This is a genomic window from Arthrobacter sp. Dra40 (assembly GCF_059091905.1).
Genome location: NZ_JBNHHB010000197.1, coordinates 1 through 9445 on the forward strand (window position 1 = coordinate 1; position 9445 = coordinate 9445).

The 9445-nt window shown below is 66.1% G+C and carries 9 protein-coding genes; 5 read left to right on the forward strand and 4 right to left on the reverse strand.

The features are described 5' to 3' along the window. Positions 1-93 precede the first annotated feature (93 nt). The 3 genes from rsmA (at position 94) to AC5RWT_RS30825 (ending at position 3880) form a co-directional block, all read left to right on the forward strand. Positions 94-1014 carry a 16S rRNA (adenine(1518)-N(6)/adenine(1519)-N(6))-dimethyltransferase RsmA gene (gene rsmA / locus AC5RWT_RS30815; protein WP_494083531.1) on the forward strand — a complete coding sequence of 307 codons (921 nt, stop codon included), beginning with the start codon at positions 94-96 and terminating at the stop codon, positions 1012-1014. A gap of 18 nt (positions 1015-1032) precedes the next feature. Further along, the gene (locus AC5RWT_RS30820) at positions 1033-1968 is read left to right on the forward strand and encodes a 4-(cytidine 5'-diphospho)-2-C-methyl-D-erythritol kinase (RefSeq protein WP_494083532.1); all 936 of its coding nucleotides are present in this window, start codon (positions 1033-1035) and stop codon (positions 1966-1968) included. 76 nt (positions 1969-2044) lie between these two features. Beyond that, a complete protein-coding gene (locus tag AC5RWT_RS30825; protein WP_494083533.1) occupies positions 2045-3880 on the forward strand; it encodes an ABC-F family ATP-binding cassette domain-containing protein in 1836 nt (611 codons plus the stop codon). 9 nt (positions 3881-3889) lie between these two features. Here the strand turns inward: AC5RWT_RS30825 and AC5RWT_RS30830 are convergent, their stop codons facing one another. Then, on the reverse strand, positions 3890-4381 hold the full coding sequence (locus AC5RWT_RS30830; RefSeq protein WP_494083534.1) for a MarR family winged helix-turn-helix transcriptional regulator: 492 nt from the start codon (positions 4379-4381) through the stop codon (positions 3890-3892). Positions 4382-4501: 120 nt separating this feature from the next. Between AC5RWT_RS30830 and AC5RWT_RS30835 the strand changes: the two genes are divergently transcribed. Together AC5RWT_RS30835 and zapE are read left to right on the forward strand one after the other, a co-directional pair. Next, on the forward strand, positions 4502-5077 hold the full coding sequence (locus AC5RWT_RS30835) for an NADPH-dependent FMN reductase (RefSeq protein ID WP_494083535.1): 576 nt from the start codon (positions 4502-4504) through the stop codon (positions 5075-5077). Positions 5078-5271: 194 nt separating this feature from the next. Beyond that, complete coding sequence (gene zapE, locus AC5RWT_RS30840; RefSeq protein ID WP_494083536.1) at positions 5272-6420, forward strand: cell division protein ZapE; 1149 nt, start codon at positions 5272-5274, stop codon at positions 6418-6420. Between the two features lie 29 nt (positions 6421-6449). On the opposite strand, the gene AC5RWT_RS30845 is transcribed toward zapE, so the two are convergent. The 3 genes from AC5RWT_RS30845 to AC5RWT_RS30855 form a co-directional block, all read right to left on the reverse strand. Further along, complete coding sequence (locus AC5RWT_RS30845; RefSeq protein ID WP_494083537.1) at positions 6450-7592, reverse strand: AI-2E family transporter; 1143 nt, start codon at positions 7590-7592, stop codon at positions 6450-6452. A 99-nt stretch (positions 7593-7691) separates the two neighbouring features. Beyond that, complete coding sequence (locus tag AC5RWT_RS30850; protein ID WP_494083538.1) at positions 7692-8756, reverse strand: sodium:calcium antiporter; 1065 nt, start codon at positions 8754-8756, stop codon at positions 7692-7694. Between the two features lie 153 nt (positions 8757-8909). Continuing rightward, a partial coding sequence (locus AC5RWT_RS30855; protein ID WP_494083539.1) for a DUF1345 domain-containing protein occupies positions 8910-9445 on the reverse strand: 536 nt, incomplete at its 5' end.

Here is a 9445-nt window from a genome sequence, read left to right on the forward strand (position 1 = left end):
CACCTCGGACCCGGGCATTGCAGCCCGGGTCCGAGGTGGTTAACAGGACGGCTGGCCGCCGTGGCACCGGCGCCGGCCCGATACGATGGCACAGTGACAGAACCGCAATCCGCACCCGGAACCGACTCCCGGAACGTGCCCGGGGAAACCTCAGCCGCACGCCCCCGGCCGTTGCTCGGCGCCGCAGACATCCGGCGCCTCGCCGCCGAGCTGGATGTGCGTCCGACCAAGACCCTCGGCCAGAACTTCGTCATCGACGGAAACACCATCCGCCGGATCGTGGCAGCGGCAGACGTTGTCCCCGGCGAGACCGTGCTGGAGGTCGGTCCCGGGCTGGGCTCGCTCACGCTGGGACTGCTGGATGCAGCCGGGCATGTGGTCGCCGTCGAAATCGATCCCAAGCTGGCCGCCCGCCTTGAACAAACAGTTGCCCAGTGGCGTCCTGACGCGGCCGGACGGCTGGATGTGGTGCTGGCGGACGCGCTGCAGGTCACCGCACTGCCCAAGGCACCGGATGCATTGGTCGCCAACCTGCCCTACAACGTGGCCGTACCGGTGGTGTTGCACCTGTTGGAGAACTTCCCATCGCTGCGGCACGGACTGGTCATGGTGCAGGACGAAGTGGCTGACAGGCTTGCGGCCAAACCCGGTTCAAAGATTTACGGCGTGCCCAGCGTCAAAGCCGCCTGGTACGGCACGATGCGCAAGGCCGGTGTGATCGGTATGAATGTATTCTGGCCTGCTCCCAAAATCGCCTCCGGGCTGGTGGAATTCACCCGCGGAGAGCCGCCTGTGACCCGTGCCCCCCGCCGGGACGTCTTCGCGGTCATCGACGCCGCGTTCGCCCAGCGCCGCAAGACCCTGCGCGCGGCATTGGCCGGCTGGGCCGGCAGTGCAGCCCGCGCCGAGGAAGCGCTGCGGCAGGCCAACGTAGACCCAAGCGCGCGCGGAGAAGTGCTGGACGTTGCAGCCTTCGCCCGGATCGCCGAATTCAACCATCCGCTCGTCGGCTAGGAAGGCAGTGGCACGCTGATGACCAGAGCACGTCCGGTCCGCGTCATGGCGCCCGGCAAAATCAACGTTTCGTTCCGCGTTGGCGGCCCCCGGGCGGACGGTTACCACTCCGTCGCCAGCGTCTATCTGGCGCTCTCGCTGTACGAGGAAGTCACCGCCACCGCCCGCGACGACGATGCCATCACGGTCAGCGTCCGCAACGGCGCCGGCCTCGACTTTGATTTGGACGGCATCCCGCTGGATGCTTCCAATCTGGCCGCCCAGGCCGCCGAGTTGATCCGTGAAACCGCGGGCCACCCACAGGGCGTGCACCTCGATATCACCAAGCGGGTACCCATTGCCGGCGGGATGGGCGGTGGCTCCGCTGACGCCGCTGCCGCCTTGGTGGCCTGCAGCGCGCTCTGGAACACCGGCTACTCCCGCGACGAACTGATCGGACTGGCCGCCGGGCTGGGTGCCGACGTGCCGTTCGCGCTGCACGGCGGTGTCGCCGTCGGGCTGGGAATCGGGGAGCGGCTGACGCCGGCGCTTGCGCGCAGCGAAATGCACTGGGTGCTGGTACCGGCGTCGTTCGGCTTGTCGACGCCCAAGGTGTACGCCGTGGCCGACGACCTGCGGGCCCGCCGGGGATACGTTCCGGTCGAGCCCGAACAGGTGGATCCGGCGATCCTGCAGGCCATGCAGTCCGGCGACGTCCACCAGTTGGCGGGATGTCTGCACAATGACCTGCAGGAGGCGGCCATCGAGCTTGCCCCCGAACTGGCCGATATCCTTGAGCTGGGCAAGACCGAAGGAGCGCTTGCGGGCCTGGTCTCCGGCTCCGGCCCGACGGTGGCATTCCTGACGGCAGGACGGCGGGAAGCGGCGGAACTGGGACAACGGCTCTCCGACGTCGCCGGGGTGGTTGCCCTGCCGGTGCGCGGACCTGTCCACGGCGCCCGCATCATGGCCTGAGAGTCCGGCCCCGATACGCGGATGCCGGCGGGCGGCCTGCATCCGCATCACCCATACGCAACAGAAAGCAGTACCCTTGGTCCACTTGCTCGGCGCAGAAAACGTCAGTGTCTCCTTTGCCACCCGCACCATCTTGGATTCGCTGTCCCTCGGACTCAATGAAGGCGACCGGATCGGCATGGTCGGGCGCAACGGCGACGGCAAGTCCACGTTGATGCGGCTGCTGGCCCAGCGGATTGCGCCCGACGACGGCCGGGTCACCAAGCGCGGCGATGTCAACGTGGGCTACCTGGACCAGCAGGACGTGCTGGACGGGGACCTGCCGGTGGGCGTCGCGATCGTCGGCGAGGCAGCCGAGCATGAGTGGGCCTCCAACCCGCGGATCCGGGAAATCATGGAGGGGTTGGTCGGCGATGTCGAGTGGCACGCGGCGGTGTCGTCTTTGTCCGGCGGACAGCGCCGGCGGGTCGCCCTCGCCAAGCTGCTGATCGAACCGCACGACGTCATCATGCTTGACGAGCCCACCAACCACCTGGACGTGGAAGGCGTGGCATGGCTGGCCAGGCACCTCAAGACCCGGTGGCGCCCGAACGAGGGGGCCTTCCTGGTGGTCACGCACGACCGCTGGTTCCTGGATGAAGTGTGTACCCGCACCTGGGAAGTCCACGACGGAACCGTCGACCCGTTCGAGGGCGGATATGCCGCGTACGTCCTGGCGCGTGCCGAACGGAACCGGATGGCCGCCGTGGTCGAAGGCAAACGGCAGCAGCTGGTGAAGAAGGAACTGGCGTGGCTGCGCCGGGGAGCTCCGGCGCGGACAGCGAAGCCGAAATTCCGGATCGAAGCCGCCAACGAACTGATCGCCGATGTGCCCGATCCCCGCGACTCGGTGGCGCTGAACAAGATGGCCACGGCCAGGCTCGGCAAGGACGTGCTGGACCTCGAGAACGTCTCCTACACGCCGCCGCCCCGGCCGACCGACGGCGAGGGCGGACCCGCCGCGCTCTTCGACAACATCACCCTGCGGCTGGCTCCGGGGGAGCGGCTCGGGCTGGTGGGCGTCAACGGCGCCGGCAAGACCACCCTGCTGCGGCTCCTGAACGGTGAAATCCACCCCGGCTCCGGGAAAGTCAAACGCGGTAAAACGGTACAGACCGCCATGCTCACCCAAGAGGTCCGCGAACTCGACGACGTTTCGGATCTGCGGGTGGTGGAGGTGATCCAGCGCGAACGCCAGGTCTTCAACATCGGTGGACGGGAAGTCTCCGCAAGCCAGCTGGTCGAACAGCTCGGCTTTTCCAAGGAGAAGCAGTGGACCCCGGTGCGCGATCTCTCCGGCGGCGAGCGTCGGCGCCTGCAGCTGCTGAGGCTGCTGGTCGGCGAGCCGAACGTGCTGATGCTGGATGAGCCCACCAACGATCTGGACACGGACACGCTGGCAGCCGTCGAAGACGTGCTGGACGGCTGGCCGGGCACGCTCGTGGTGGTTTCCCACGACCGCTACCTGCTGGAACGGGTGACGGACCACCAGATGGCCTTGCTGGGCGACGGCAAGCTCCGCGGCTTGCCCGGGGGAGTGGACCAGTACCTCGAGCTGCGCGAAGCTGCGCTGGCCGGCAAGCGCTCACCCGGCCCGGGCGGCCCAAACGCCGCCGCCGGAACGTCTTCTGCTGCCTTGCACAGCGAAGCCGACAAACGCCAGGCCAAAAAAGACCTCAACCGGATTGAGCGGCAACTGGGCAAACTCGGCCAGCAGGAGGACAAACTCAAGGACCAGATGCACGCGGCAGGTGCCAAGGCCGACGTCGACTTCGCCGGACTGGCGGAGATGAACCGCAAGCTCCAGGAGATCGCCGAGGAGAAGGAAGGCCTGGAGATGGAGTGGCTGGAGGTCTCGGAAATTCTGGAGTGACCCCTCGGCTCAGGATGACTTGCCGGTCTTCCCCCAAAGGCCCGCATTGCGGATGGACTGCTGGATCTTGGTGGTTGCCGAGAGCAACGCCTCGCGTTCCGCAACCGAGAGCGGATCGAAGAAGTTCTCCCGCACGAAGCTGACGTGGCCGGGGGCGGCCTGCCGGAGGGCATCCCAACCGGCTTCGGTCATCGAGATGTTGAAACCGCGTGCGTCCGTGGCGCAAGCCACCCGTTCCACCAATCCGCGGGCTTCCATCCGCTTGAGCAGGTGGGACAGCCGGCTGCGCTCCCAGTCCAGTTGCAGCGCGATGTCCCGGGCCCGCATGACGCCCTCGTCGGCCTCCGACAGGGAGGCGAGCACGGAATACTCCACACCGGAGAGATCGGAGTCGCGCAGCAACTGGCGGTCCATGGCCGACTCGAAGCCCCACAGCAATTCGCGGAAGGCGCGCCAGATCTCTTGCTCGTGATCGTTCAGCCAACGGGTGTCGGAGTCCACGGTGCACCTTTCGCTCTTAGTTGACAATTCAACTTTCAGCCCTGCATAATTGACGTGTCAACAAAACCATGACGTGTCAACATACCGCCACGTCGGGACCAGACCTCGAAGGGGTTATTTATGACCAAGATCGCTATCGTCACCGGCAGCACCCGTCCGGGTCGTGTCAACAAGCAGGTTGCCGATTGGGTTCTCACCCAGGCAGCAAACCGCACCGACGCCGAGTTCGAGCTTGTCGACATCGCCGACTTCAATCTGCCCCTGCTGGACGAAGCTTACCCGGCTGCCTACCAGAACTACCAGAACGACCACACCAAGGCGTTCTCGGCCAAGATCAGCGAGTTCGACGGCTTCATCTTCGTCACCGGTGAGTACAACCACACCGTCACCCCGGCCCTGACCAACGCGCTGTCCTACCTGAACGTCGAGTTCAACAACAAGGCCGCGGGCATCGTCTCCTACGGCTCCATGGGTGGCGCCCGTGCCGCCGAGCACCTGCGCAACATCCTGTCCGAGCTGCAGATCGCCCACGTGCGGAACCAGGTCATGTTCTCGCTGTTCCTGGATTTCGAAAACTTCGCCGACTTCAAGCCGACCGAGCAGAACGCCGGCACCCTGGCACCGATGATCGACCAGCTCATCCCCTGGACCAAGGCCATGGAGTCTGTCCGCGCCGCGGCTGTCGTTGCCAACTAATTTGCGGTCCCGGCGCTACTGCGCCGCCTGACAATCCGCACGGCAGGGCGCTCCGCGCTTCCCTTATGGGGAAGCCGGGGCGCCCTCCCGCGTTAAAGCCGCGCACCGGATCCCCCGGGCTTGCGTTGTCGGGGCGGCCTCACGGACGGACGGCCACAGGTAGGGTTTCGGGGGTGGGTAGAGAAAGGATCACCATGGGGGCAGGAGCCGGTACCGCCGGCCGGGAAGGCAAAGCGCCCGCCGGCCGGCGGATGCTTGAGCACTTGGAACAGGCGGCTTCCGCTGCCGGTTTCAGCCTGGACGACGATCAGCAAAGGGCTGCCCGGCTGTTGGCCGATGCCGCCGCACGAGTTGACGCCGAAACGTTGACACCGCAGGGCCAACTGCGCGGGCTCTACCTGTGGGGTCCGGTTGGGCGCGGCAAGAGCTGGCTGGCCCGCAAGTTTTTCGATGCCTTGGAGGTGCCGGGCAAGCAACGCTGGCACTTCCACGACCTGTTCCGACAGTTGCACGCCCACCGGCACGAAGCACAAGATGCGGCAGTCCGGCCGCCCGGGACCAGCGCCGTCGAGGTGGCCATCGATGCCATGCTGCGTCATTGCGCAGTGCTGGTCTTGGACGAATTCCACGTCCACGATCCAGGGGACGGACAATTGCTGGCCCGGCTCCTGCGCGAAGTTCACCGCCGCGGCATCGTGCTGGTGACCACCTCGAACTATCCGCCCGAGCAGTTGCTGCCCAGCGATGCATTCCACGCCCTGTTCGAGCCGACAATCACGTTGATCCGCAGCACCATGAACGTTGCGTCCATCGCCGGTCCGGTGGATTACCGCACGCAGCGTGGTAGGAGGGGCGGCCAAGAGGACAACGACGGCGGTGCCCGCTCGCGGCGGTTCAGCGACGGTGCGATGGTGATCGCCCCGGAGGGACCCGACGACCGGCGCGTCATCGAGGCCGGCCTTGCATGGCCGTCCCCTGCAGAAGCACGTGAACTGCGGCCGGGAAGCTGGCAGCTCCCGGCCCTGCGGAGCACCGCCGCGGAACTGTGGTTCGATTTCGGGGACCTGTGCGAAGGCCCGACCGCCGTTTCCGACTATCTGGCCCTGCTGCCGCATTCCGCGCAGTGGATTATCTCCGGTGTGCCGGCCCGCAGCGGGATCAGCATGAACGGCTGGCAGCGCTTTAGCAACGTCGTGGACATCCTCTATGACGCCGGCGTGCCGCTCACGGTCATCAGCGCGGAGCCGCTGGACCTCAGCCCGTCAGCCAGCCTTTCCGCCGTCGATATCTCCCGCATTGCCAGCCGATTGGGCACCCTCAACCTTGTGGGTGCCGGAGACTGACCGCCGGGCCGCCCCGACCAGTTGCTCGCTCAGGCCGGCATGGCGTCGGTGCCGGCAACCGGTTCGGGGCCGGGAAGGGGATGCGCGGACCAGACCTTGATGGCCGTCCACGCCACGGCAGTCAGCGGTACGGACAGCAGCGCCCCGACGATCCCGGCCAGGATGGTTCCCGTGGCCAGGGCGAGAAGGATGGCCAGACCGTGAATGCTCAGGACCCGCCCCATGAGGACGGGTTGGAGAACGTGGTGCTCAAGCTGGTTGGCACCGATCACCACGGCAAGGATGATCAGGGCGCCAGCGGGCCCGTTGGAAAGCAAAGCTACCAGCACGGCCAGTGATCCGGCGGCTGTGGCCCCGACAATGGGGATAAAGCCGCCAATGAAGACGAACGCGCCCAGCGGCAGGGCCAGGGGCACATGCAGGAGGGCGAGGGCAATTCCGACTGCCAGCCCGTCGATGGCCGCGATCAACGCGGTGCCGCGTACGTAGCCGCCCAGCACAATCGTGCTCAATTGGGCAGTCCGGTGCGCTTTGGCCTGGTGGCTTTCGGGAAGGAAGCCGAAGAGGAAACGGCGGATTTTCGCGCCGTCGTACAGGAAAAAGAAAAGGATGACGGCCATCAGGATCGCCCCGGCACCAATCTCCCCGATCAGGCGCAGCCCCGTCAGCGCTTCGGTGCCGAACGCGCTGCTGGTGAAGAACTTTTCGAGCGAGAGGCGGAAGGCGTTGATTTGGGCGTCGGTGACCGGCACTGGGCCGGTGTTCAAGAACGCATGCAATTGGTCGACGCTGGCCAGCGCGCGGGCGGTCAGTTCGGTCCACTGGTGCCGGATGAGGACGATGATGCCTGTGACGACGCCCCCGAAGACGGCCAGAATGACCACGAAGGACGCCACTGTTGCCAGGATTCGCGGCCACCGGCGGCGGGTGAGCCAGTGAACCAGCGGCGAGATGGCGGACGCCAGAATGAGGGCGATCGTCACCGGAATGATGACGAGCGGGACCCGGGTCAGGGCCCAGATGATGGCCCAGACAAGTGCTCCAACCAGTAGTACCTGGGCGGAGCGGACACTGGCCCGGCCCAAAGCGTCGGACCACAGGGCGGCGAACCCCCTCCGTGTGTGCTGGTTTCCGGGAACCGGAAGTGTTGCATCGGTACGAATGTCAGACATGGCGGTTCTTTCGTAGAAGCGGTTGTTAAGGAAGGCGCAGCGGCGGCGCATCGTTGGGGCTCAGACGTACCGTGACGATCAGCAGAGTTGCCCGCGCTATCAGGCGGCGACAGCGAAGAGCCCGCCAAGCCCGGCCAGATACAGGATGAGGACGGTGAGGGAATCGATCCCCATGGAGCCGATCCGTTTTTGCGGGCGGAAGATGAGCCCGACGGCGTAGACGAGGGTGAGCAGCGCTGCGAGGGCGGTGAGGTAGATGTCAGCGGCGTTTGCGGCCGGCAGGACGGCCTGGCCGGAGATGACCGTTGCGACGAGGAAAAGGACCGGCAGGAACGCGTTGCCGCCGAAGATGTCACTGACCGCCAGATTGTCATCGCCCTGCCGAACGGCCTGCAGCCCGGTGGAAATCTCAGGAAGTGAGGTCGCAAGCGAAAGCACGGTGGCGCCGAAGAGGACACCGGAGAGGCCCACCTGCGAGGCCGCAGCCTCGCCGCTGCGTTCCAGAGCGACGCCGGCGGCCAGCGTCGCCACCGCCGAACCGAGGAACAGCAGAACGACTTTCGCTGAGCCCATGGTTTTGTGGGGCTGTTCCGGTTTGCGGCGCCGGTGTCCGCCCGGGTGCGGGGACGCGTCCGGGGCCTTGCCGTCTTGGTGCCAGGGAAGCCGCTGTCCGGCGGCATGGACAAGCAGCAAGCCTGTGATCCACAGGGCGGTTATCAGCACAACGTCCGGGCTCAGCCTGGCGAACATGAGGCCAGATGGCAGTTGGCTGCCGATCATGACGACGGCGAGGATCGCGACCACGACGATGGCTTCGAGGACAAGCACGAGCGAGGCGGCCCGGTAGGTGAGGGGTTTGACGCCCGCACCCCGTCTACCGAAAACGTCCAGGATGACCAGGACCACGGTCTGGAGGGCAATCCCGCCAAGGATGTTGCCAACCGCTACATCAAGGTTGCCGCTCAGGGAGGCGCTGATGGTGATGGCAATCTCGGGCAGATTGGTGGCTATGGCGAGCAGGATCAGCCCCCCGAAGGCCGTTCCCAAATGCAGCCGGGCATCGAGCACATCGGTCGTTCTCGATAAGTGGATGCCAGCGATCCAAACCACGGCCCCGGCGGCAATGAAGATGAGCAGGAGCAGCCACAACGGCAATTGGCCCATGTACCATTACAACCCCGGCAGCGGGGCTGGCACCAGAGGTTGGATGCCTGGCACCCGGGCTCCGGGGCATGGCGGACTCTGGACCCAGGCCGCAGGATTCTGGCAGATTCACCCTCCGACAGGGGCGGGAACGCCGCAACGGTCCAGTCCGATTCAGCGGACGAGCCCTGCGATCAAGTTGATGGTGGTGGCCAGGACAATGGTGCCCAGCAGGTACGAGAGGAGGGCGTGGCGCAGCGCCGCGGAGCGGACCGCGTCGGTTTTCAGGTTGGTGTCCGAGACTTGGAACGTCATGCCGATGGTGAACGCCAGGTAGGCGAAGTCCCGGTAATGCGGACCGCTGTCCTGATTGAACTCCACCCCGTCGTGGTCCCGGTAATAGAGGAAGGCATAGCGAAGAGTGAAGAGGGTGTGGACAAGCAACCAGGACAGGGTGATGCTGCCCAGCGCGATCGCGAGGATACCCGCTTTCTTGACTCCCTCGGCGGTGCCGGCGTCGAGCAGGATCAGCACGAGGCCCCCGAAGCTGGCCAGGGTGGCGGCCAGGATAAGGGCGTCCGAAGCCGCCCGGCCGGAATCTTCCCGCCCGGCGTGTGCTGCGGTGGCGGCGGGGGACAGCCGGCCGATGATGGCCCAGACCCAGATTAGATACGTTAAAGCCGCCGTGTCCCAGCCCAGTGATGGGGCAT